This is a genomic window from Tropicimonas sp. IMCC6043 (genome assembly GCF_004146235.1).
In the GTDB taxonomy this organism is placed as follows: Bacteria; Pseudomonadota; Alphaproteobacteria; order Rhodobacterales; family Rhodobacteraceae; genus Tropicimonas.
On sequence record NZ_SELO01000015.1, the window covers coordinates 38,935 to 61,994 of the forward strand.

Annotated in this window: 24 protein-coding genes; 12 read left to right on the forward strand and 12 right to left on the reverse strand. The window is 65.5% G+C overall.

The genetic code is table 11. The features are described 5' to 3' along the window. The first annotated feature begins 96 nt into the window (after positions 1-96). Positions 97-1,032 carry a sugar kinase gene (locus EU800_RS14400; protein ID WP_207209912.1) on the forward strand — a complete coding sequence of 312 codons (936 nt, stop codon included), beginning with the start codon at positions 97-99 and terminating at the stop codon, positions 1,030-1,032. A gap of 87 nt (positions 1,033-1,119) precedes the next feature. Here the strand turns inward: EU800_RS14400 and EU800_RS14405 are convergent, their stop codons facing one another. Next, positions 1,120-1,815, reverse strand: coding sequence for a GntR family transcriptional regulator (locus tag EU800_RS14405; RefSeq protein ID WP_129633557.1), 696 nt, complete (start codon positions 1,813-1,815; stop codon positions 1,120-1,122). Between the two features lie 99 nt (positions 1,816-1,914). Between EU800_RS14405 and uxaC the strand changes: the two genes are divergently transcribed. The 6 genes from uxaC to kduI are packed head-to-tail and all read left to right on the forward strand — an operon-like array spanning position 1,915 to position 7,386. Then, positions 1,915-3,324 carry a glucuronate isomerase gene (gene uxaC / locus EU800_RS14410; RefSeq protein WP_129633559.1) on the forward strand — a complete coding sequence of 470 codons (1,410 nt, stop codon included), beginning with the start codon at positions 1,915-1,917 and terminating at the stop codon, positions 3,322-3,324. Positions 3,325-3,350: 26 nt separating this feature from the next. Next, the gene (locus tag EU800_RS14415) at positions 3,351-4,325 is read left to right on the forward strand and encodes a TRAP transporter substrate-binding protein (RefSeq protein ID WP_129633561.1); all 975 of its coding nucleotides are present in this window, start codon (positions 3,351-3,353) and stop codon (positions 4,323-4,325) included. A gap of 58 nt (positions 4,326-4,383) precedes the next feature. Then, the gene (locus EU800_RS14420) at positions 4,384-4,950 is read left to right on the forward strand and encodes a TRAP transporter small permease (RefSeq protein WP_165354673.1); all 567 of its coding nucleotides are present in this window, start codon (positions 4,384-4,386) and stop codon (positions 4,948-4,950) included. Next, positions 4,950-6,230: a TRAP transporter large permease gene (locus EU800_RS14425; RefSeq protein WP_129633563.1), complete on the forward strand. Its 1,281-nt coding sequence runs from the start codon at positions 4,950-4,952 to the stop codon at positions 6,228-6,230. Before EU800_RS14420 ends, EU800_RS14425 begins: the two co-directional genes overlap by 1 nt. A gap of 9 nt (positions 6,231-6,239) precedes the next feature. After that, positions 6,240-6,551, forward strand: a complete 312-nt coding sequence (locus EU800_RS14430; protein WP_129633565.1) for a cupin domain-containing protein — start codon at positions 6,240-6,242, stop codon at positions 6,549-6,551. 10 nt (positions 6,552-6,561) lie between these two features. Beyond that, positions 6,562-7,386: a 5-dehydro-4-deoxy-D-glucuronate isomerase gene (gene kduI / locus EU800_RS14435; RefSeq protein ID WP_129633567.1), complete on the forward strand. Its 825-nt coding sequence runs from the start codon at positions 6,562-6,564 to the stop codon at positions 7,384-7,386. Between the two features lie 121 nt (positions 7,387-7,507). On the opposite strand, the gene EU800_RS14440 is transcribed toward kduI, so the two are convergent. The 5 genes from EU800_RS14440 to EU800_RS14460 form a co-directional block, all read right to left on the reverse strand. Beyond that, positions 7,508-8,728, reverse strand: a complete 1,221-nt coding sequence (locus EU800_RS14440; RefSeq protein ID WP_129633569.1) for a phenylacetate--CoA ligase family protein — start codon at positions 8,726-8,728, stop codon at positions 7,508-7,510. A gap of 124 nt (positions 8,729-8,852) precedes the next feature. Then, the gene (gene folD / locus EU800_RS14445; RefSeq protein WP_129633571.1) at positions 8,853-9,752 is read right to left on the reverse strand and encodes a bifunctional methylenetetrahydrofolate dehydrogenase/methenyltetrahydrofolate cyclohydrolase FolD; all 900 of its coding nucleotides are present in this window, start codon (positions 9,750-9,752) and stop codon (positions 8,853-8,855) included. Then, a complete protein-coding gene (locus tag EU800_RS14450; RefSeq protein WP_129633573.1) occupies positions 9,749-10,084 on the reverse strand; it encodes a chorismate mutase in 336 nt (111 codons plus the stop codon). The genes folD and EU800_RS14450 overlap by 4 nt, the downstream gene beginning before the upstream one ends. A gap of 53 nt (positions 10,085-10,137) precedes the next feature. Continuing rightward, the gene (locus tag EU800_RS14455; RefSeq protein ID WP_129633575.1) at positions 10,138-11,814 is read right to left on the reverse strand and encodes a formate--tetrahydrofolate ligase; all 1,677 of its coding nucleotides are present in this window, start codon (positions 11,812-11,814) and stop codon (positions 10,138-10,140) included. A gap of 121 nt (positions 11,815-11,935) precedes the next feature. Then, on the reverse strand, positions 11,936-12,712 hold the full coding sequence (locus tag EU800_RS14460; RefSeq protein WP_129633577.1) for a methyltransferase domain-containing protein: 777 nt from the start codon (positions 12,710-12,712) through the stop codon (positions 11,936-11,938). A gap of 271 nt (positions 12,713-12,983) precedes the next feature. On the opposite strand from EU800_RS14460, the gene EU800_RS14465 reads away from it, so the two are divergent. After that, positions 12,984-13,859 carry a 1-acyl-sn-glycerol-3-phosphate acyltransferase gene (locus EU800_RS14465; protein ID WP_129633579.1) on the forward strand — a complete coding sequence of 292 codons (876 nt, stop codon included), beginning with the start codon at positions 12,984-12,986 and terminating at the stop codon, positions 13,857-13,859. Between the two features lie 96 nt (positions 13,860-13,955). On the opposite strand, the gene rpoH is transcribed toward EU800_RS14465, so the two are convergent. Continuing rightward, complete coding sequence (rpoH, locus tag EU800_RS14470; protein ID WP_129633581.1) at positions 13,956-14,852, reverse strand: RNA polymerase sigma factor RpoH; 897 nt, start codon at positions 14,850-14,852, stop codon at positions 13,956-13,958. Positions 14,853-15,040: 188 nt separating this feature from the next. Beyond that, a complete protein-coding gene (locus EU800_RS14475; protein WP_129633583.1) occupies positions 15,041-16,075 on the reverse strand; it encodes an RluA family pseudouridine synthase in 1,035 nt (344 codons plus the stop codon). Positions 16,076-16,176: 101 nt separating this feature from the next. Here EU800_RS14475 and EU800_RS14480 point away from each other — a divergent pair, with 101 nt between their 5' ends. Beyond that, on the forward strand, positions 16,177-16,494 hold the full coding sequence (locus EU800_RS14480) for a DUF6476 family protein (protein WP_129633585.1): 318 nt from the start codon (positions 16,177-16,179) through the stop codon (positions 16,492-16,494). Positions 16,495-16,593: 99 nt separating this feature from the next. Here the strand turns inward: EU800_RS14480 and EU800_RS14485 are convergent, their stop codons facing one another. Continuing rightward, entirely contained in the window at positions 16,594-17,445 is an 852-nt protein-coding gene (locus tag EU800_RS14485; protein ID WP_129633587.1) for a 3-keto-5-aminohexanoate cleavage protein, read from the reverse strand. Positions 17,446-17,572: 127 nt separating this feature from the next. Continuing rightward, positions 17,573-17,827, reverse strand: a complete 255-nt coding sequence (locus EU800_RS14490; protein WP_129633588.1) for a hypothetical protein — start codon at positions 17,825-17,827, stop codon at positions 17,573-17,575. On the opposite strand from EU800_RS14490, the gene EU800_RS26860 reads away from it, so the two are divergent. Then, on the forward strand, positions 17,817-17,966 hold the full coding sequence (locus EU800_RS26860) for a hypothetical protein (RefSeq protein ID WP_165354674.1): 150 nt from the start codon (positions 17,817-17,819) through the stop codon (positions 17,964-17,966). The genes EU800_RS14490 and EU800_RS26860 overlap by 11 nt on opposite strands. On the opposite strand, the gene EU800_RS14495 is transcribed toward EU800_RS26860, so the two are convergent. Further along, entirely contained in the window at positions 17,963-18,982 is a 1,020-nt protein-coding gene (locus EU800_RS14495) for an amidohydrolase family protein (RefSeq protein WP_129633590.1), read from the reverse strand. The two genes, EU800_RS26860 and EU800_RS14495, sit on opposite strands and share 4 nt — an antisense overlap. Before the next feature lie 39 nt (positions 18,983-19,021). After that, positions 19,022-19,687, reverse strand: a complete 666-nt coding sequence (locus tag EU800_RS14500; RefSeq protein ID WP_129633592.1) for an NnrU family protein — start codon at positions 19,685-19,687, stop codon at positions 19,022-19,024. A gap of 133 nt (positions 19,688-19,820) precedes the next feature. Here EU800_RS14500 and EU800_RS14505 point away from each other — a divergent pair, with 133 nt between their 5' ends. Further along, on the forward strand, positions 19,821-21,191 hold the full coding sequence (locus EU800_RS14505) for a phosphomannomutase (RefSeq protein ID WP_129633594.1): 1,371 nt from the start codon (positions 19,821-19,823) through the stop codon (positions 21,189-21,191). 243 nt (positions 21,192-21,434) lie between these two features. Then, positions 21,435-23,051: a peptide ABC transporter substrate-binding protein gene (locus tag EU800_RS14510; RefSeq protein WP_129633596.1), complete on the forward strand. Its 1,617-nt coding sequence runs from the start codon at positions 21,435-21,437 to the stop codon at positions 23,049-23,051. Positions 23,052-23,060 lie beyond the last annotated feature (9 nt).

A 23,060-nucleotide genomic window follows, 5' to 3' on the forward strand; every position in this document is an offset into this window, starting at 1 on the left:
GCTTCAGATCCGGCATTCCGGGCTTTCTCTGCCGGGGATTCAATCCCGCGCCTCTTCGATGTATCAAGTCGCGGTCAGCAACCGGGAGCGAGCGACATGGGCAAGACCTACAAGACGATGGCCTGCATTGGCGAGGCGATGATTGAGCTGTCGCTCGGATCCACAGAGGGCAATGCGCGCGTTGGCTATGCGGGCGATACGCTAAACACCGCGATCTATCTGCGTCGCCTGCTGCCGGCGGAGTTCGCGGTTGAATTTGTTTCCGTCGTCGGGACCGATCCCCTGTCGGACCGTATGCTGGCCTTCGTCGAAAGCGAGGGGGTTGGCACGCGCCATATCCGCCGCCACCCTGACAGGATTCCCGGCCTCTACGCGATCACCACGGACCCGAGCGGCGAGCGCAGTTTCACCTACTGGCGCGACAACTCGGCGGCGCGGACGCTATTCTCCGGTGACGGCGGTGAGACCTTCGCCGCGCTCTCGGGTTTTGATCTTGTCTACTATTCCGCCATCACCCTCGCGATTCTCAGCCCGAAGCAGCGGGCTGCGCTGTTCGACTGGATTGACAGCTACCGTGCCGCGGGCGGAATGGTCGCATTCGATTCCAATTTCCGCCGCAGGCTATGGGAAGATATCGCCACTGCGCGACGCGACGTAGAGACCGCCTGGCGGAAATGCGACGTTGCCTTTCCTTCGGTCGATGACGAGATCGACCTTTTCGGTGATGCCGATGCTGCTGCGGTTCTGCGCCGCCTCGAGGGCTACGGCGTGCCTTTCGGCGCGCTCAAGCGGGGCGGCGAGGGGCCGTTGCCGATCGGCGCAGAGCTTGCAGCGCCGCAGAGCTATCGGATGGTCGACAGGGTGGTCGATACCACCGCGGCGGGCGACAGCTTCGTCGGCGGTTTCCTGTCACAGGTCGCACAGGGGGGCGATATCGGCGCGGCGCTGATGGCCGGCCACGAATGCGCCGCGCGGGTGATAACCTGTCCTGGCGCCATCGTCCCGAAAGAGCGCTGGGCCGTAGGCCGATAGGTGCGGACTGCACGAAAACACGCCGTCGATGCTGTCAGTTGTGTACGGAACCCGGCTTTCGCCGATTGGCGCAGGGGATCAACGGGATCAGCCGTCCGCGAAGTAGTCCGGATTGTCGGCGCGCAGGCGACCGATCTCGCCGCTCAACCGGGAAAGATGTGCACGCATCTTCCGGTCGGCAAGGTCGGCATCGCGCGCGACAATCGCCCGGAAGAGCTCCCGATGCTCCAACAGCGCCTGCCTCTGGTTGAACGCCAGAGACAGGAGCCGCACCCGGTCGAGATGCGCCTTGCTCTCCTGGATGATCTGCCAGGCGAAAGCGTGGCCGGACATCAGCGAGAAGATTTCGTGGAACTGGTCATCGAGCAGGTGAAACCGCTTGCGATCATCGGCCTCGACCGCCGCCTCCTGCTGCGCGAGGTTGTCCTGCAACCTGGCCTTCCATTCCGGGGCAAGTGCCGCGCATCCGGCGCGCACGATCTCTGCCTCGAGCGCGGTGCGCACGAAACTCGCCTGCGTCACCGCCTCCGTCGAGATCAGGCTGACACGCGTCGCGCGTTGCGGGCGTATCTCCAGAAACCCGAGTTGCGACAGGCGGTAGAAGGCATCGCGCACCGGTTGCCGGGAGACGCTGAGCGCCTTTGCGACCTCGACTTCGGACATCCGTGCACCGGGAGGGAGCACCAGCCACACGATCCGTGTGCGGAGCTCTTCAAAGACCTGGTCGGCAACGCTCGGGCGGGCAACCGGGTCGAGGCTGCCAAGGGCAGGGTGGTCTGACATGCGTTTCGTTCTCTTGACGAGAAGACCATACTAGCATATCAGTTTGCGGGAAGCCAGAAGTCAAGGCACTCGGCAATCCAGTGAGGAGGCGGCGGCGCAATGGCGCAACTCGATCCGGATCGGCTCTTTCCGACAGATGCGGGCGCACGGTCGCTGGCCCGCACGCTCTACCAGACCGTGGCGAGCCTGCCGATCGTCAGCCCGCACGGCCACACCGATCCGCGCTGGTTCGCCGAGAACGAGGCATTTCCGGACCCTGCACAGCTCTTCGTGACGCCGGATCATTATGTCTTCCGCATGTTCTTCTCGCAGGGCGTCCGGTTGGAGGATCTCGGTGTTCCGACGGCGGATGGAAGTGCAGTCGAGACCGACGGGCGCCGGATCTGGCGCCGTTTCGCCGAGAATTTTCACCTGCTGCGCGGCACCCCCTCGCGGATGTGGATCGACCATTCCTTCCAGGAAGTGTTCGGGCTCAAGAAGCGGCTCTCGCCGGAAACCGCGGACGAGATCTATGACCACATCGATGCCTGCCTGAAGACGCCGGAGTTCCGACCGCGGGCGCTTTATGAGCGGTTCGGTATCGAGGTCATTGCAACGACCGAGAGCCCGCTCGACGACCTCCGCTGGCACCGGATGATCCGCGAAAGCGGCTGGACGGCCGGGCGCGTGGTTACCGCCTATCGCCCCGACCCGGTGGTCGACCCGGAGTTCGAAGGGTTTGCCGAGAATGTCGAGAAACTCGGCGAAATCACCGGCGCGACGGCGACGGACTGGGACGGCTATCTCGAGGCCCACCGCATCCGGCGGGCCTATTTCAAGGAGTTTGGCGCCACCTCCACCGATCATGGCCACGCCACGGCGCGGACCGAAAATCTCCCCAGATCGGAGGCGGCGGCGTTGTTCGACAAGGCGCTGAACGGAACCTGCACGGCCGAGGAGGCCGATGCCTTCCGCGGCCAGATGCTGACGGAAATGGCGCGGATGAGCCTCGAGGACGGGCTGGTCATGCAGATCCATCCGGGCTCCGTGCGCAATCACTCGGCGCAGATCCTCGCCCGTTTCGGCCGCGACAAGGGCTTCGACATCCCGTCGCGTACCGACTATGTCCGCGCGCTCCGGCCGATGCTCGACGCGGTGGGGCTGGAACCCGGCCTCTCTATCATCCTGTTCACGCTGGACGAGACCGCCTACAGCCGCGAACTCGCGCCGCTTGCCGGCGTCTACCCCTCGCTCAAGCTCGGCCCGGCCTGGTGGTTCTTCGACAGTCCCGAAGGGATGCGGCGCTACCGCGAACTCACCACCGAGACAGCCGGATTCTACAACACCGTCGGGTTCAACGACGACACACGCGCCTTCTGTTCCATCCCGGCGCGCCACGACGTCGCGCGGCGAGTGGACTGCGCCTATCTCGCGACGCTCGTCGCCACCGGGAGGCTGGCGGAAGACGAGGCCTACGAGGTCGCCCAAGACCTCGCCTACCGGCTTGTGAAACAAGCCTATCATCTCTGACGACCAATCCTGTGGGAGGAAACACAATGCTCAAGACAGTTACCGCCGCGCTGCTCACCAGCGTCGCGATGGCCGGTGCGGCCGTCGCATGCGAGGTCACCTTCAAGGCCTCCGACACCCATCCCGACGGCTACCCGACCGTCGAGGGCGTCAAGGCCATGGGCGCCTATCTCGAGGAGAAGACCGACGGCCGCCTCTGCATCGAGATGTTCCACTCAGCCCAGCTCGGCGAGGAAAAGGACACGATCGAGCAGACCCAGTTCGGCGTCATCGACCTGAACCGCGTCTCTTTCGGCCCGTTCAACAACATCATCCCCGAGACCCAGGTCCCCTCGTTGCCCTATATCTTCCGGTCGACCGAGCACATGCACAAGGTCATGGACGGCGAGATCGGCCAGCAGATCTTCGACGCCTTCACCGATCACGACCTGATCGCGCTGACCTCCTATGACGCGGGCTCGCGCAGCTTCTACAACAGCCAGAAGCCGATCACCTCGCTGGCGGATCTCGAAGGCATGAAGTTCCGCGTCATGCAGTCGGACCTCTTCGTCGACATGGTCGGTGCGCTCGGCGCCAACGCCACGCCGATGCCCTATGGCGAGGTCTATAGTGGTATCCAGACCGGGGTTATCGACGGTGCCGAGAACAACTGGCCGTCCTACGAGTCCTCCGGTCACTTCGAGGTTGCCGGCTACTACACGCTGGATCAGCACCTGATGGTGCCGGAAGTTCTTGTGATGTCGAAGAAGACCTGGGACAGCCTGTCCGAGGAAGATCAGAAGCTGGTGATGGAAGCGGCCAAGGAATCGACCGCCGTTCAGCGCAAGCTCTGGGCGGAGCGCGAAGCCGCCTCCGAAGAGAAGGTCCGTGCCGCCGGCAACGAAATCATCACCGATATCGACAAGACCCCGTTCGTCGAGGCGATGGCTCCGGTCTACGAGAAATACGTCACCGACGAAACGCTCAAGGATCTGGTGGCCCGTATTCAGGCGACCGAGTGACCTGATCGAAACCCGCGGCGGCCCTTACCGGCCGCCGCTTCCTTCTCCGGAGGTCCTCGTGCAGGAGAGAATGCAAGCCGTGGCGCGGCTCACGGCGATCATCGGACGCGCCGCGCTCTACATTTCCGGAACCGGGCTCGTCATCATGACTGCCATGATCGCCGCCCAGGTCTTCTGGCGCTACATCCTGAACGACAGCATCATCTGGACCGAACCGGGGTCCGTCATGGTGATGGGCTGGTTCATCTTCCTCGGCGCTGCGGTGGGCGTGCGTGAGGGCTATCACCTCTCCTTCGACGTGTTCCTGATGATCATGCCCGACCGCGTGAAGCTCTGGATGCACTCTATCTCCGACATCGTCGTCGTCGCCTTCGGTGGCGGCATGATCTTCTACGGCTGGCAGCTTCTCGAAAGGACCGCCGGCAACAAGATCCCCTCGCTCGGTATTTCGGGCGCTTTCGATTTCTTTCCGCTGGTCAGCGGTGGTTTCCTGCTCGTCATCTTCTCGCTCGAACGCCTCGCACGGCGCGCCGCGGGGATGCCGACCGCCCGTTTCGGCGAAGACATCGACGAGGACGCGCTTGACGGCCGCGTGCCGGCCAACCGGATCGAGGAAGACATCTGATGGAATACTGGATCCTGTTCGGTACCTTCGTGTTCCTGCTCTTCATCGGCACGCCGATCGCCTTCTGCCTCGGCGTCGCCTCCTTCGCCACGGTCACATATCTCGGCCTGCCGCCGGTGGTCGTGTTCCAGCGACTGAATTCCGGTGTTTCGGTCTTCGCGCTGATGGCGATCCCGTTCTTCATCTATGCCGGCGAGCTGATGGTTCGGGGCGATATCGCCCGAAGGCTCGTGGCGCTTGCGGGCTCGATGGTCGGCCATTTCAAGGGCGGGCTGGGACAGGTCAACATCCTGACCTCCGTCATGTTCGGCGGCATCTCTGGCTCGGCCGCGGCCGACACCTCGGCCATTGGTGGCATCATGATCGGCCAGATGGAAAGACGCGGCTATGACGTCGACTATGCCGTGGCCGTGACCGTGACCTCCTCCATGATCTCGCTGATGCTTCCGCCGTCGCACAACCTGATCATCTATTCGATCTCCGCCGGCGGAAAGCTCTCGATCGCCGATCTCTTCACTGCCGGCATCATCCCGGGCTTCATCCTGGCGGTCTCGCTGATGGTCGCCGCCTGGATCATGGCTCGCCGGCGGGACTACCCGACCGAGCCCTTCGAGGGCTGGAACATGGTTGGCCGGCTCTTCATCAACGCCGCGCCCGGGCTGATCCTCGTGGCGATCATCTTCGGGGGTGTCCGTTCGGGCATCTTCACGGCCTCGGAAAGCTCCTGCATCGCGGTGGTCTACGCGCTCTTCGCGACGCTGATCGCCTATCGCTCGCTCTCCTGGGAGGCTTTCGTCGGCGCCACGCTCGGTGCGGTCCGGACCACGGCGATGGTGCTCCTGGTGATCGGCTGCGCCGCCGGTTTCGGCTGGCTGCTGGCCTATCTCCGGATCCCGGCCGATCTCGTCGAATTCATGCAGGGCGTGTCGGACAATCCGGTCGTCGTGTTGCTGCTGATCAATATCACCCTGCTGGTGCTCGGCACCTTCATGGACATGTCGCCGCTCATCGTCATCACCACGCCGATCTTCCTGCCGGTGGCGATGGCCTTCGGCGTCGACCCGGTGCATTTCGGGATCATCCTGATCCTCAACCTGGGCATCGGCCTCTGCACGCCACCCGTCGGCACGGTCCTCTTCGTCGGCTGCGCGGTGGGCAAGATTTCGATCTGGCAGGTGATGCGATCCATCGGCCCGTTCTACATCGCAGCACTCGTCACACTGATGCTGGTCACCTTCATCCCGGCACTCTCGCTCTGGTTGCCGGCCCTGTTCCGTTAGGAGAGACACATGGTCAAGACCTATCCTGTGGTGGAGGCGGCTCCCGGTTCCACGCGCCAGGTTCTGTCGGATTCCCCCGACCTGATGATGGTGCGGTTCACTTTCGACACGGGCGCGGAAGGCGCGCTGCACAACCACAGCCATGTGCAATCGACCTATGTGCATTCCGGACGGTTCCGCTTCACCATCGGAGAGGAGAGCTTCGAGGTCGGGCCCGGCGACAGTTTCGTGATCCCGTCGAACGCCGTGCATGGCTGCCGCTGCCTCGAGGCCGGTGCGCTCATCGACAGTTTCACCCCGCGCCGAGACGACTTCCTCTGAAAGGTCTGCCATGCTCACCGTCGAGACCCGCCACGCCATCGACCCGATCGCTGCAAGGGCGATGGATACTGCTGCACTCCGCAGCCATTTCCACGCCGGCGGGTTGTTCGCGGCGGGTGAGATCCGCCTTGTCTACACTCACTACGATCGCCTGATCCTCGGCGGTGTGGTGCCTGAAGGTGGCAGCCTCGTGCTCGACGCGGTGGCGGAGGCCGGCACCACCTCGATCCTCGACCGCCGCGAGATGGGAATCCTCAATATCGGCGGGCCTGGCGAGGTCGCGGCCGGCGGCGAGAGCTGGGCGATGCAGAAGGGCGAAATCCTCTACCTGCCGCTTGGCTCCGGCCCGGTGACTTTCTCCGGGCAGGGACGGTTCTACGTTACATCCGCGCCGGCTCACCGCGCGACTGAGGCGAAGCTGGTCACGCCCGAGATGGCCAACCGGTTGGAACTCGGCGCGCAGGAGAGCGTCAACCGCCGGTCGCTCCTGCAATTCATCCATCCCGACATCGTCGACAGCTGCCAGCTGGTCATGGGCTACACGATCATCCACGAAGGCTCGGCCTGGAACACCATGCCCGCCCATACCCATGACCGCCGGATGGAGGCCTATCTCTATTTCGACATGGATCCCGCGCAGCGCGTCTTCCACCTGATGGGGCAGCCGCAGGAAACCCGCCACATCGTGATGGGGCCGGAGGAGGCGGTGATCTCGCCGCCCTGGTCGATCCATGCCGGCGCCGGCACCGGGGCCTACAGCTTTTGCTGGGTCATGGCAGGCGACAATGTCGATTTCACCGACATGGACATGGTCGCCATTGCTGACATGACCTGAGGATCGGGGGCGCTGCCCCTGTCGTCGCCTGCGCGACGACTTCCCCGGGAAATTTTCGAGCAGAAGAAGGCGACGGTCGTTTTCGGCGTCCGTCGCCGGGATGCGTCCTCCGACCGTCTGGTCAGTCGTAGCTCCGGCGGTCCTCGATGACGATCCCGTCCTTCGGCAGGTCTCCCGGGGCCACGACCTCGACGGTGCCGCGCAGTTTCAGAAGGTCGTGGACATCCTCGCGATATTCCGTCCAGTCGCCGCCATCGGCCTCGATCTGGACGTGCAGCTTGTCCATCTCGCCTTCCCGCGTGACGATCACCCGCGCCTTGTAGACGTGGCTGTGGCGCGCCACCAGTGCGGCGACTTGCTCAGGGCGTACGAACATCCCCTTCACCTTGGTCGTCTGGTCGGCGCGGCCCATCCAGCCCTTGATCCGCGCATTGGTCCGCCCGCAGGGGCTCTCGCCGGGCAGCCAGGCCGACATGTCGCCGGTGGCGAAGCGGATCAGCGGATAATCGGGGTTGAGCGTGGTCACCAGCACCTCGCCGACCTCGCCCTCCTTCACCGGGTCACCGGTGCCGGGCGTGACGATTTCCACGATCACCCCCTCGTCGACAATCATCCCCTCCATCGCCTCGCTCTCATAGGCGACGTTGCCGAGATCGGCGGTGGCGTAGCATTGCAGGCAGCTGATGCCGCGATCCGCGTATTCTTGCCGGAGAGAGGGGAAAAGCGCACCGCCCGAGACCACGGCGCGGGCGATCTTCAGCGTCTCGCCGAGCGCGTCGGCACGGTCCAGGATGACCTTCAGGAAGTCCGGCGTGCCGGAATAGGCCGTGGTGCCGACATCGACGGCCGCGCGCACTTGCAGGTCGGTCTGGCCGGTGCCGGCCGGCAGCACCGCCGCGCCCACCGCCCGCGCGCCGCTCTCGAACATCATCCCCGCCGGTGTCAGGTGGTAGCCGAAGCAGTTCTGCACGATCATGCCCTTGCCGATCCCGGCCGCGTGCAGGAAGCGCCCCATGCGCCACCAGTCCGCGCTGACCATGCCCGGCTCATAGAGCGGCCCTGGTGACTGGAAGACATGTGCGAAATCCTGCGCCGGCCGGGTGGTGAAGCCGCCAAACGGCTCGTCGGCCGACTGCTTGCCGTGAAGTTCAGATTTGCGAAGCACCGGAAGCTCGGCCAGCGCCTTCGGCCCGGTGATCCTTGCGGCGTCCACATCGGCAAGGCTGTTGGCATATCCCGGCAGCGCTCTGGCTGCGGCGATCTGTTTCGGCAGCGCCTCGGCCAGCGCCGCCGCCCGTTGGTCCGCCGTGCGCCGTTCCAGCGCGTCGAATGGCTTGCTCATGTCCCGTTCCTCCTCGCGCGTCGCCGTGTGCGGCGTGGCGCATGCTGTTCGGGGCGCATTTCACGCTGCCCGGGAGTCGATTGCAACCGCCGCCGGCGCATGGCTGCCATGGGCAGGCGAGGGGTCAGGCCGTCAGGCCCTCCGGCTCGGGCAGGCCGTTCGCCCGGCAGCAGGCGGTCACCGTGTTGGCCAAGAGGCAGGCGATGGTCATCGGGCCGACTCCGCCCGGGACCGGTGTGATGGCGCCGGCGACCTGCCGTGCCGCGGCGAAATCGACATCGCCCACCAGCCGGTCCTTGCCGCCCGGTTCCGCCGGCGGCATCCGGTTCATGCCCACATCGATCACCGTCGCCCCAGGCTTGATCCAGTCGCCCTTGACCATCTCCGGCACGCCCACAGCGGCGACGAGGATGTCGGCGCGGCGCACCACTTCGGCGAGGTCACGCGTGCGGCTGTGGGTCATCGTCACCGTGCAGTTCTCGGCCAGCAGGAGCTGGGCCATCGGCTTGCCCACCAGGTTCGATCGCCCGATCACGACGGCGTCGAGCCCGGTCAAATCGCCCCGCGCCTCGCGCAGCATCATCAGGCAGCCAAGCGGCGTGCAGGAGACCATCGCCTCCTGCCCGGTGGCAAGTCGGCCGGCATTGGTCACGCTCAGCCCGTCCACATCCTTGTCCGGGTCGATCCGGGCAACGATGTCGCGTTCCGACAGATGGCGCGGCACCGGGAACTGACAGAGGATGCCGTGTACCTCCGGGTCGTCGTTGAGCCTGTCGATCAGCGCATAGAGGTCGGCCTCGGAGACATCGGCGGGAAGCCGATGCGCGAAGCTTTTCATGCCCACGTCGACCGTCAGCTTCTCCTTGGAGCGGACATAGACCTGGCTCGCCGGATCCTCGCCGACCAGCACAACCGCCAGGCCCGGCGTGATCCCATGATCCGCCTTGAGCCGCGCCACGTGGCTCGCCACCGTCTCGCGCAGGCCGGCCGCAAAAGCCTTGCCGTCGATGATCTCTGCACTCATGCGTCTTCGCTCCTGTCGATTCCTGATGTCGCGTCCGGCCCCAGCACCCGCGCCTCGCGGTCAATCGACCAGTCGATCAGCCGCCGCCAGAGCGCTTCGGCCAGATCGGGGTCCAGCCCGATCTCGGTCGCCCTCCCCCGGACGCTCTCGACCACCTCTTCGACCCTCCACTCGATCCGTGCCGGCAAACCCTCTCCGAGCTTCAACTCAGCCGCGCGGTCGATATAGCCCGCGCGGGCGGTCAGCAATGCGACCAGTTCGGCGTCGAGCATGTCGATCTGCTGGCGCAGCTCGGTCATGCTGCGGCAGTCTTCGGGGGCGAGGCGGGTCATCCTCGGGACCTCCTGCGGTTCCGTGACCCCGCGAGGGATATACGTCCTGCGGCTCAGAACAACCCTTCAATCTCGCCTGCGTCATTCAGCCGGATCGCCTCGGCCGACGGGACCCGCGGCAGGCCGGGCATCGTCATGATCTCGCCGCAGATCGCCACGACGAAGCCGGCGCCCGCCGCAAGCCGCACCTCGCGGACCGGCACGCCGTGACCAGTGGGCGCGCCGCGCAGGTTCGGATCGGTCGAAAAGCTATATTGCGTCTTGGCCATGCAGATCGGCAGGTTGCCATAGCCTTGCGCCTCCCACTGGCGAAGCTGGTCGCGGATCTTCTTGTCGGCCAGCACCTCGCTGGCGTGGTAGATCCGTTTCGCGATCGTCTCGATCTTCTGAAAGAGCGGCATCTCGTCGGCATAGAGCGGGGCGAATTGCGCAGCGCCAGAATCGGCGATCTCAGCCACGCGGGTCGCCAGTTCTTCGGTCCCTTCCGAACCGAGCTCCCAGTGACGGCAGAGAATGGCGTCGGCCCCCTGGGTTCCGACAAAGGCCCGGACGGCGGCGATCTCGGCCTCGGTGTCACTGGCGAAATGGTTGATCGCCACCACGACCGGCACGCCGAAGCTCTTCACATTCGCGATGTGGCGGCCCAGATTGGGGCAGCCCGAGGTGACCGCGGCGACATTCTCTGCCCCAAGATCGCCCCGCGCCACGCCGCCATTCATCTTCAGCGCCCGGATCGTCGCCACGATCACCACCGCGTCGGGCGCGAGCCCTGCCTTGCGGCATTTGATGTTCATGAACTTCTCGGCGCCGAGGTCGGCACCGAAGCCTGCCTCGGTCACCACGTAGTCGGCGAGTTTCAGCGCCGTCCTGGTGGCAATGACCGAGTTGCAGCCATGCGCGATATTGGCGAACGGTCCGCCATGGACAAAGGCGGGCGTGTGTTCGAGCGTCTGCACGAGGTTGGGCTGCATGGCGTCCTTCAGGAGCACGGTCATCGCGCCATCGGCCTTCAGGTCTCGCGCCCGGATCGGCTCGCGCGCGCGGGTGTAGGCGACGATGATCGATCCGAGTCGCGCCTGCAGGTCGTCGAGGTTGTCCGCGAGGCAAAGGCAGGCCATCACCTCGGAGGCCACCGTGATGTCGAAGCCGGTCTGGCGCGGAAAGCCGTTGGCGACGCCGCCGAGCGAGGTCACCACGTCGCGAAGCGCGCGGTCGTTCATGTCGACGACCCGCCGCCAGGTCACCCGCCGTTCATCTATTCCGAGTTCGTTTCCCCAGTAGATGTGGTTGTCGATCAGAGCCGCGAGCAGGTTGTGCGCTGAGGTGATGGCGTGGAAATCGCCCGTGAAATGGAGGTTCATTTCCTCCATCGGAACCACCTGCGCGTATCCGCCACCGGCTGCGCCGCCCTTCATGCCGAAACAGGGGCCAAGTGACGCCTCGCGGATACAGATCGCCGCCTTGCGGCCGATCCGGCTGAAACCGTCGCCGAGGCCGACTGTTGTCGTCGTCTTGCCCTCGCCGGCGGGGGTGGGGTTGATCGCGGTGACAAGGATGAGCTTGCCATCGGGCCGATCCTTGAGGCTTTCGATGAATTCCTGTCCGACCTTTGCCTTGTCATGCCCGTAGGGCACCAGGTGATCCGCGGGGATGCCGAGTGTCGCGCCAATCTCCTGGATCGGTTTCTTTGCCGCCGCGCGGGCAATATCGATGTCGGTCAGATGGCTCATGGCGATTCCTCCTCCGCGGTTCCGGCACTGGCTTAAACCGCTCTTAGCCGCGCGGCCATGGGCCGGTGGGGGGGATTGCGACATTTGGAGCGCCGGGAGCGGCACCGGCGGGATGCCGGGCTCAACCGGGGCGGGTCAGTGTGAAGAAGAGGCGGCGGAACGGGTAAAGCACAGTGCCGTCGGGCTGAGAGGGGTATTGATCGGCAAGTGCCGCGTCCACGGCGACAAGGAAGGTCTCCGTCTCTGCCTCCGTCAGCTTTTCGAGGATCGGCCGCGCCACGGTCGATTGCGAGAAGAGGCGGATCGGGTGCCCCTCCCGGCTTGGCTCCAGCCGCTGGTAATAAACGGTCTCCCAAAGTGACAGCGCGCCGAGCGGGGCGAGGACGGTCGCGTACTCCTCTGGCTCGGCGACCGGCGAGGTCCAGTCGGACCAGTCGAACCGGTCGGGAAAGAGCGCAGCCGAAAGCTCGCGCAACACCATCTGGGCGCGCGCCATGCCCTGCCGCGGCATCTGCACCGCCAGTACGCCGCCGGGTGCGAGTTCGCGCGCCAACCTCGGAAGGTGGTATCCGTGTTCTGGCAGCCATTGCAGCGCCGCGTTGGAATAGATCAGTGCGGGGCGCCGGTCGGGGATCCACTGCGCGATATCGGACTGCTCCAGCCTCTGATAGGCGGACTCGGCGCGTGCCCTCTCCAGCATGGCGGGGGACGAATCGATGCCGATGAGCCGGTGCCCCTGGAAGCGGGCGGCCATCGCTGGGCCGAGATTTCCCGCTCCGCATCCGAGATCGACCACGTCACCGTCGGGCAGTGCCGGCACGGCGGCCAGAAGATCGAGCGCCGGACGCAGGCGCAGGTCGGCAAAATCGAGATAGTGCGCCGCGTTCCAATCATCCATGTTTTCTACCTTCCCTCTGGTTCCGCGCAGCACGGTAGCGCGATTTCGGCGGCCGGGAAATGTGGCAGGCGGCGCGGCCTCAATCCCGTCCAACGGGGCCTCGCCGGCTGTGGCGCTCTTCCGCCGCTGAGATTTCAACTTGCGTGACGAGCCGTCATTAAGCTGTTAAATTAGGCGTGTAGCGCAGCGGGACTGCGTGAAAGCGGGGGGTCGACGATGTCGGCGCGATGGCCGATAAAGACGCAGTTCCGTGAAGTCCTTGGGGTAAACCATGCGAGAGAGATTTGATCCCCTGATCGCGGAACGGGCCGCGTGGCTCTTTGCGGACAATTTCTTCTGCCGCAATGCGCGCCGCGTCCTCGACCGGGTTCTCAGCTATGATCGGACGGTGGAGATCGCGACGCTGCTGCGCGACGAGCCGAACGACGTGATCATGCGCCATATGGCAGACATGATCGCGCGGGACGTTCAGATCTCGGGGCTCGAGAACGTGCCCGCCGAGGGTCCGGCACTGATCGTGGCCAATCACCCCACCGGAATCGCTGACGGCATCATCATGTGGCACGCGGTGACTCAGCGCCGCAAGGATCCGTTCTTTTACGCCAATTCGGACATCCTGCGTGTGATGCCGCAGATGGAAACCATGATCGCGCCGGTCGAATGGCGGCTTGAGCGCCGCAGCCATGCGAAGACCCGCGAAACAATGGCTTACACCCGCAAGGCCATCGAGGCCGGGCGGATCGGCGTCATCTTCCCGTCCGGCCGGCTCGCCAAGCGCCGCTGGCTCAAGCTGCATGAACGCGAGTGGATGGCCTCCGCGGCGATGATCGCGCGCAAGTGGGAACTCGACGTGATCCCGGTCAACGTGCGCGCCCGCAACTCGGCGCTGTTCTATCTCTTCGACCTGATCCACCCGAGCCTGCGCGACATTACGCTGTTCCACGAGACGCTTAACAAGGACCGGCAGCCCTATCGGCTGAATTTCGGCCGGCCGATCCCGGCAAGCGCGCTGTCGACGAACTCGAACGAGGCGATCGAACAGCTCAAGACGGCGACGTTGCGGCTGGGCGGGCGCCACGCGCCGACCGTCTCTCTGGCGGAGATGACACGGCGGCCCCGCTGGGTGCGTTCGACACTCTCGGCCTGAGGCTGCTGTCGCCCCACCTGTCGCCCGGAGATCCTGTTCCGGAAACAAAAAAAACGCCGCCCGAATCCAGGCGGCGTTCTTTCAAGCGGTCCGGCCTTACGCCGGTGTCAGAATACCCTTTTCGCGCGCCAGTTCCTTCATCCGCTTCTGCAGCTTCTCGAAGGCCCGCACCTCGATCTGGCGGATGCGCTCGCGGCTCACGTCATACTGGCCCGACAGTTCCTCCAGCGTCACCGGCGGTTCGGCGAGCCGGCGTTGCGTGAGGATGTCCTTCTCTCGGTCGTTCAGCGCTTCCATCGCCTCCAGTAGCAGGTCGCGGCGCACTGCCATCTCGTTACTCTCGGCATATTGCGTGGCCTGGTCGGCGGACTCGTCCTCGAGCCAGTCCTGCCATTGCGTCGAGGTATCGCCGTCCGAGCCCACCATCGCGTTGAGCGAGGCGTCGCCTCCCGAGAGGCGGCGGTTCATCGAGATCACTTCTTCCTCGGTGACTCCGAGGTCGTTGGCGATCCGCTCCACGTTCTCGGGCCGCATGTCGCCCTCCTCGAGCGCGCCGATGCGCGACTTGGCCTTGCGCAAGTTGAAGAACAACTTCTTCTGCGCCGAGGTCGTGCCGAGCTTCACCAGGCTCCAGGAGCGCAGGATGTATTCCTGGATCGCCGCCCGGATCCACCACATCGCATAGGTCGCCAGCCGGAAGCCCTTTTCCGGGTCGAAGCGCTTGACCGCCTGCATCAGGCCTACATTCGCCTCCGAAATCACCTCCGCCTGCGGCAGACCGTAACCGCGGTAGCCCATGGCGATCTTGGCGGCGAGCCGCAGATGCGAGGTCACCATCTTATGCGCCGCCTCGGCGTCCTGATGGTCGACCCAGCGTTTGGCCAGCATGTATTCTTCTTCCGGCTCCAGCATCGGGAACTTGCGGATTTCCTGGAGATAGCGGTTCAGCCCCTGTTCCGGGGACGGGGCCGGAAGCTTCGCAACATTGCTCATCTTGTCCCTTCCGTTCATTGGACTGGCTGCGCGCGGGGTGCAGCCCTTTAACCTATTATCTAATTTCTAAACTGTTCGGTTCAAGTGCGGCCGGCGCGCTGCCGATGTGCAGAAATATGCGGGTCTGTGCCCGTAATGCTCAGTATACGCCCCGGCGGCCGAAAGGCACAGGGAGGAGTGGGAATGTTTCAGCCTGCGCGCAGAGCTTTGACCAATCCGTCGATGTCATCGGGGAGCGGGCTATCGAAGCTAAGCCATGCGCCCGAGACCGGATGGGCGAAGCCGAGGCGCGCGGCGTGCAATGCTTGCCGCGGGAAGGCATTGGCGCGTGCCGCCGCCTCTGCGCCAACTGCCCGGATCGAGAGCCTGCGTCTCCCGCCATAGACCGGGTCGCCGATCAGCGCGTGGCCGACATGGGCCATGTGGACGCGGATCTGATGTGTCCGGCCGGTCTCCAGGCGGCATTCGACGAGCGCCGCTGCGGGCGGGGTGCCAAACGACTCCAGCACTCGGCTGCGGGTGACCGCGTGCCGCCCGCCGGACCAGACCACCGCCTGTTTCTGCCGGTCGTGCTTGTGGCGCGCGAGTTCGGTGGTGATCCGAAGCGTTCCGCCGCTCTCCCAATGTGTGCCCTTCACGCCCCTCAGGCGCGGGTCGGCCGGATCCGGGCAACCATAGACGAGCGCGAGATAGCGCCGCTCGGCGCTGTGCGCTTCGAACTGGGCCGCCAGCCCGTGATGGGCGGCATCGGATTTGGCAACGACCAGCAGGCCCGACGTGTCCTTGTCGATGCGGTGGACGATGCCGGGCCGCCTCTCGCCGCCGATACCCGAGAGCGTGTCACCGCAATGATGCAGCAGCGCGTTGACCAGCGTGCCGGACGGAGCGCCCGGCGCCGGGTGGACTACCATTCCGGCGGGTTTGTCGATCACGATCAGGTCGTCGTCCTCGTAGGCGATTGTGAGCGGAATCGCCTCCGGCGCGGTATCGACCTCCGCGGTTTCGGGGAGAAGGATCTCGATTGCGTCGCCTTCCGCGACCTTCGCCTTGGCGTCGGTTACCGCCACGCCGTCCCGGCGCACATGGCCCTCGGCGATGAGCCTGGCGAGTCGCGAGCGGCTGAGCGCCGCGGCGTCGGGAACGTCGCGCGCCAGCGCCTTGTCGAGCCGCCCGGGCGGGTCCTCGGCGATCACGACGCGAATCCGGCGACTGGCCTGGGACATGGGAAACCTTGCGCTTTCGGGCTGGACGGGAGACATGGAGATACCGCCGATGCCCATCCCGGCGCAAGCCTGCGGGTGAGGGTGAAGTCATGGGGCCGGACATGGACGACGAGAAACCGCTCGGAGAGACCGACACGCGCAATCTGCGCTTCCTTCGCCTGCTGGTCCTGGTGCTGACGGCGACGATGATCGCCGGAATGGCGGTGCTCGTGGTTCTTTTCGCGACGCGCTTTCCAGGTACGCCGCGAGAGGCGCTGGTGCCGGCGCTCCCCGAGACGCTGGAACTGCCCGAGGGCGCTAGAGTGTCCGCGGTCACGCAGGCCCGCGATTTCTGGGTTGTGGTGACGGAGTCGGGCGAGGTCCTTTTCTATCCCGCGGAGGGCGGTGCTCCGGTGCGACGCGTGCGAGCGCCGGACTAGGCGCCTCTGCGGGAAGCGGGTCCGCGTGTGGCGAACCCTGTTCGGAGCAGGCCCGATCTGCCATCTCGGTGAAGGATCTGACCCGGGACGAGGTTGCCTTCACGCAGGAGCCGGACTGGCCTTTCTGAGCGGCACGTCGAGGATCTCGCGCGCCTGCTGCCAAGTGGCAACGGGCCGCTCGTGTTTCTCGCAGAGCGCCACCGCCCGACGGACCAGCGTCGCATTGGAGGGGGCGAGCGTATCTCGGTCGAGCCGGACATTGTCCTCGAGCCCGGTCCGCGTATGGCCGCCCGCGGCGATGCACCATTCGTTGACTTCCGCCTGGTGGCGGCCAATGCCGGCGGCGCACCATTCCGCCTCCGGTGCCAGCCGCTCGACCGTTCGGATATAGTAGTCGAAGACATTCCGGTCGACCGGCATCGCGTTCTTCACCCCCATGACGAACTGCACGTAGAGCCTGCCCGGAATCCGCCCGTCGCGGTTCATTGCGACCGCCTGGTGGATATGGCTGAGGTCGAAAGCCTCGATCTCGGGCTTGATGCCATAAGTCCTCATCTCGCTGGCGAGCCAGTCGACGAGATCGGGCGGGTTCTCGTAGACCCGGGTGGGGAAGTTGTTCGATCCCACCGAGAGCGAGGCCATGTCGGGGGCGAGCGACAACATGCCGCCGCGTTCCCGGCCCGCACCGGAGCGGCCGCCGGTGGAGAATTGCAGGATCATGCCGGGGCAGTGTTTCTCCAGCCCCTCCTTCAGGCGGGCGAATTTCTCCGGGTCCGAAGAGGGCGTGCCGTCGTCGTTGCGGACATGGCAATGGGCGATGGTAGCGCCTGCCTCAAAGCTTTCCTGCACGCTCTCCACCTGTTCGGAGACAGTGATCGGAACGGCGGGGTTGTTGTCCTTGGTCGCGACCGAGCCGGTGATAGCGACGCAGATGATGCAGGGCTTGTCCATGGACTGTTCCTCCCGGGATGCAGGTGCTGCCGCAAGATCGCGATGCAAGCGCCGGAAGGCAAGCCATCAAAGGTGAGCGGGGCTGGATCAGCCGAAGAGGAACCCTCGGGCGTCGAGCTGGCATCTGTCACCGCCAGAAGAACGATTGTGTTGTCGAGGCGATCTCGATCGCACCGGAACCGGTGTCGCGGATCTCGAGCTCGTTGAAGCTGGCTGCCGCGTTCAGGATCTTGATCCGATCGCCTGTCTCGACTTGGAGGATCTCGGCGGTCCCGAAGGCGCCAGAAAGCAAGCCATAGACGACGCCGCAGACGTCGTCATAGGCGACCGCGGAGGGCTCGCGCAGGCCGAACTCGCCCGATCCGATACCCTTGGCCGACAAGATGGACCAGCTTGCCTGGCTCGGTCATTTCGCCGGCCGCTGCGCCGAAATGACCGCCGCGATCCAGATGCTAAGAGATTGGTTCTCTTTCATGAAATGCCGCCGCGACATCCTAAACCTGATCCTCGATACGGTCTAGACCGGCACGCCGCCGCGCCAGACCGCGTTGAGCCGCCCCGAGGCGTCGAGATGGAGGAAGTCGGCCATCCGTCCGGTGGCGAGCCGTCCGTGCCTCGCCCCGACACCTGCGAGTGCAGCCGGCAAGGAGGTCACCATGGTGAGCGCCTCGGCCGGTCGCAGCCCATGCTCATAAATCAGGTCCCTTGCCGCGTCCGCCAGGTCGGACCCTGCCGAGACGTCGCCAAGCAGGAAGACCGGACCCGCCCTGTGCCCGGCCGTGAGCGCCGCAGCGACACCGCAATGGTCGGCCAGGACAGAGCCGGCGCTCAGCCCGGTCGCGATCGCGCCGTCGTCCGGGACGCCGCAGGCGTCCGCGGGGTCGTCTACGTCGAAGGATGGTGTCACGCAGCGCGCGCCGGCCGCGACCGCGGCGCGGAGCGCCGCCGCGTCCGTCCAGCCGCGACCGAGCGAGACCAGGATTCCGGCGCCGCTCAGCGCGGCGACTTCGCCCGGCGTCACGCTCTCATGGGCAACGGTCAGCATAAGCGCCGGCAGCGCCGCTGCGGCGGCACAAAGCTGGTCGAGATCCGCCGCGGTCATCGGTTTGGACCGGGCTCCGGACTGCGGGGGGGCGGGCGCGAAGACGATATGCAACCCGGCGATGCCCGGCACCCCGTTCGCCACCGCCATCTCCGCGGTCGCGACGGCTCTGCCGATCGACGCGGGCCGGTCGGAGACCAAGGTCGGAAGGATGGCCGTCACGCCGCTCCGCGCACGGGCGTCCGCGAACCGTCGCAGGCTCTCCCCGTCCGGCGTCGCGCCAAAGACCGCTCCGGTGTCGTCCACCGCCCGCAGGTCGACAAAGCCGGGCGCGAGGGTGCCGCCGCCGAGGTCGAACGGCTCGACCTCGAGCGGCAGTTCTCCGGCGGGCATCAGGTCGATGATGTCCTGCCCCTCGACCAGCAGCGCGTGGTCGAGGAGGAGTGATCTTCCGTCGAAAATGGCGGCGCCGAGAAAGGCGGTGGGCATGTCCATGCGCCCTCTCTGCGACAGCGCGACGACGATTGGAAGTGCTCAGAACGCCGGCGCGACGCCGATCACCGGCCCGTGCAGAGCGATGAGCCCGGCATAGGTCGCGAGGCCGGCGGCTGTCCGCAGGAGGCCGGCGCGGGTTACGTCGAGACGGCGGGGGCCGCCGGCAAGGCGCCGCCACTCGGCGCGGCCGAGTTGGCGCTGCCGGCGCCGATCGATCATCCGCATGCCGAGTAGCGAGAAGCCGGCGAAGAGTGCGAAGAGGAGCACCGGGGCAAGCTGGCCGTTGGGCAGCAAGTGACCGAGCGACCAGAGGAGCAGGGCGACCAGCAGCGGGTGGCGGACCCAGCCGACGATGCCGGGCGCGGCTGGGTCGAAACGGTTATTGTGCGCGCCGCCGAAGGAGAGCGGGTTGGGGCGGCCGATGGCGAGCGCGGCGATGACGCAGGCCAGCGCCATGGCGGCATAGGTGACGTGGTTTTGCCAAGGGGCCCAGTCCCAGAGCGGGATGACCGGTGCGCGCCGGGTTGCGACGATGAGCCAGCCGAGCGCGGCCAGCGAGATCGCCGAATAGGCCAGAGTGAAGCCGGTCGTTCCGAGCCGCGCCACCAGCGCGCCCCTGGTGCGCGGGCGCACCGGCAGGGAGTGCGAGGCGAGGAAGACGAGGATGGCCACGACGAATTCGCCCCAGCCCTGGAGGATCGACATCGGCAGGCTCCCGGTTCGAGGCCCTCCTAGCGGGCTGTGGTCGCGCGAACAAGGCCGCCGCGGCCGGCGGGGGGGTTGGAGCGCGGGCGCTCAGCGTGCATAACCCCCGCAGAAACGACTTCGGAGGACCGGAATGACACTCGGCTGTTTCAAGAGTTACGATGTGCGAGGGCGCGTGGGAGAGGATCTCGACGAGGCGATCTGCCGCCGCATCGGCCGCGCCTTTGCCGCGGTGATGACGCCCGGTACAGTGGTGCTCGGCCGCGACATTCGCGCCACCTCGGAGGCGTTCCAGCAGGCGCTCGCAGAGGGGCTCCTGGAGAGCGGTGTCGATGTGATCGACCTCGGGCTCTGCGGCACCGAGGAGGTGTATTTCGCGACTGATCACTACGGCGCGGGCGGCGGGTTGATGGTGACCGCGTCGCACAACCCGATCGACTATAACGGCATCAAGTTCGTCGAGCGGGGCGCCAAGCCGATCCCGCCGGACGGCGGCTTCCTGCAGATCCGCGACCTCGTGGCGGAGGGCATCGACCCACCGGGCGGCCCGCGCGGCACGCTCAGGCAGGAGGATCACCGGCCGGCCTATGTCGAGAGAGTTCTGTCCTTCGTCGATCCGAAGGCGATCACGGGCCTGAAGGTCCTCGTCAACGCCGGTAACGGCTGCGCCGGTCCGACCTTTGACGCGATCGCCGAGGCGCTGGCGGCACGGGGCGCGGAGATCGCCTTCGAGCGGTTGCATCACGCGCCCGACGGCAGTTTCCCGAATGGCATTCCGAACCCGCTCCTGCCGGAGAACCGGCCCGGGACCTCCGAGGCAGTCACGGCCAGCGGTGCTGATTTCGGCATTGCCTGGGACGGCGATTTCGACCGTTGCTTCCTGTTCGACGAGACCGGGGCCTTTATCGACGGCGAGTATCTCGTCGGCCTCCTCGCCGAGGCCTTCCTCGAGAAGGTGCCCGGCGCGACGATCGTCCACGACCCTCGGGTGATGTGGAACACGCAGGAGGTCGTCGCGCGGATGGGGGGCGAGGCAGTGGCTTCGCTTACCGGGCACGCGCATGTGAAGGCGGCGATGCGGCGCGTGGATGCGGTCTATGGCGGCGAGATGTCGGCGCACCACTATTTCCGCGATTTCATGTATTGCGACAGCGGTATGATCCCGTGGCTTCTGATCGCAGAGCACCTGAGCAAGACGGGCACGCCGCTTTCCGAGCTGATCGGCGAGATGCGGGCGGCCTATCCCTCCTCGGGCGAGATCAATTTCCGAGTCAGCGACGCCGATGCCGCCATCGCTGCGATCGAGGCCGCGCTCGTCGACGACACCTGCGAGATCGACCGGATGGACGGGCTGAGCCTCGCCTTTGCCGACTGGCGGCTGAACCTGCGGCGCTCCTCGACCGAACCGGTGCTCCGGCTCAACGTGGAGGCTCGCGGCGACCGGGCGCTGCTGGAGCGCAAGAAGGAGGCGGTTCTGGCCCTGATACGGCCATTCGAGGCCTGAAAGAGCCGGATCGATTCGGCCCGTGTCGCGCAATCGCGTGACACTGCGGCAGGCCGCACATGGTTTGGCCTGCCCGAAGCCGTTGGAATATAACACACGGCTCGCCGTTCCGCGACGTCACTCTTGTGGGGGGCGCAAAGGCGAAAAATGTTGGCGGCAGACGGGAACGACGGCCATAGTGCACGCAGACAGGTCTGCGGGCCCGGCCTGCCGGCCCTTGTCGCAATCAACAGGGAGTAGACAATGAACCTCAAGGCAATCCTTTCTCTCACGACAGCGACGCTGGTCTTCGGGACCGCGGCGCTGGCGGAGGGCACGCATCCGGTGACGGGAGAGGCGCTCTCCGACAACCAGACCTTCAACTATCTCCAGCTTGACCAGTTTCCGTCTGTCGACCCGCAACTGGTCGAAGAGACCATCGGCTCGGCCATCGCGCGCGACCTTTTCGAAGGGCTGCTGATTCAGGACGCCGACGGCAACCTGATCCCGGGCGTCGCGACAAGCTACGAGGCCTCCAACAGCAACAAGACGTACACCTTCACCCTTCGCCCCGAAGCCAAGTGGTCCAATGGCGACCCGGTCACGGCGCATGACTTCGTTTACGCCTGGCAGCGCGCGGTGAACCCCGAGACCGCCTCGCCCTATGGCTGGTACATGGAGCTGACCTCGATCGTGAACGCCGCGGAGATCCTGGCCGGCGACATGGACCCCTCCGAACTCGGCGTGAAAGCGCTCGACGATCACACGCTGGAAGTGCAGCTCACCAAGCCGCTGCCGTATTTCCCGGCGATGACCACCTATGCCACGATGATGCCGGTGCATCAGGCGACGGTCGAGGAATTCGGCTCCAAGTGGACCGATCCCGAGAACATCGTCTCCAACGGCGCCTATGTTCTGACCGACGTGGTGCTCAACGAGTACAATACCCGGGAAAAGAACCCGATGTATTGGGATGCCGACAACGTCATCATCGAGAAGACGACCGGCCATATCATCAATGACGCGAATGCGGGCCTGACCCGCTACAAAGCCGGCGAGATCGACCTGACCGACGAACTTCCGCCGGGGCAGTACCCGAACCTGCTGGCCGAGATGCCGGACGAGGCGCATTCCGTTCCGCGGCTCTGCTCCTACTACTACACGTTCAACTTCCGGCCTGACTCCAAGCCGGAACTGCAGGACGTGCGGGTCCGCAAGGCGCTGTCTTATGCCATCGACCGCAACGTGATCGTCGACCAGATCCTCAAGGGCGGCCAGTGGCCCGCCTACAACTTCGCCCACCGCGCGACCGCCGGCTTCGAAATGCCGGAGATCGACTATGCCGGCTGGACCCAGGCCGAGCGTGACGCGAAGGCCAAGGAGCTGATGGAGGAAGCCGGGGTCGAGGATCTCGAGGTCAAGCTGATCTACAACACCTCGGAAAGCCACAAGGCCATCGCGACCATCGTTAGCCAGATGTGGAAGCAGAAGCTCGGCGTCGAGACCACGCTCGAGAACTATGAGTGGAAGACCTATCTGGGCATTCGCAAGGACGGCAAGTTCGACGTTGCCCGCGGTGCCTGGTGCGCCGACTACAACGAAGCCTCGACCTTCCTCGACCTGTTGACGTCGAACAACGGCAACAACGACGGCAAGTGGTCGAACGCCGAATATGATGACCTGATCGAAGCCTCGACCACCTCGGACAATCCCAACGAGATGTATACGAAGGCCGAGAAGATCCTGGCGGACGACATGGCGCTGGCGCCGATCTACCACTATACCAACGCCTTCCTGCTGAAGCCGGACGTCAAGGGCTGGCCCTACAACAACGCCGAGAGGAACTGGTATTCCAAGGACCTCTATCGCGTCGCCGAATAAGCGTATCTG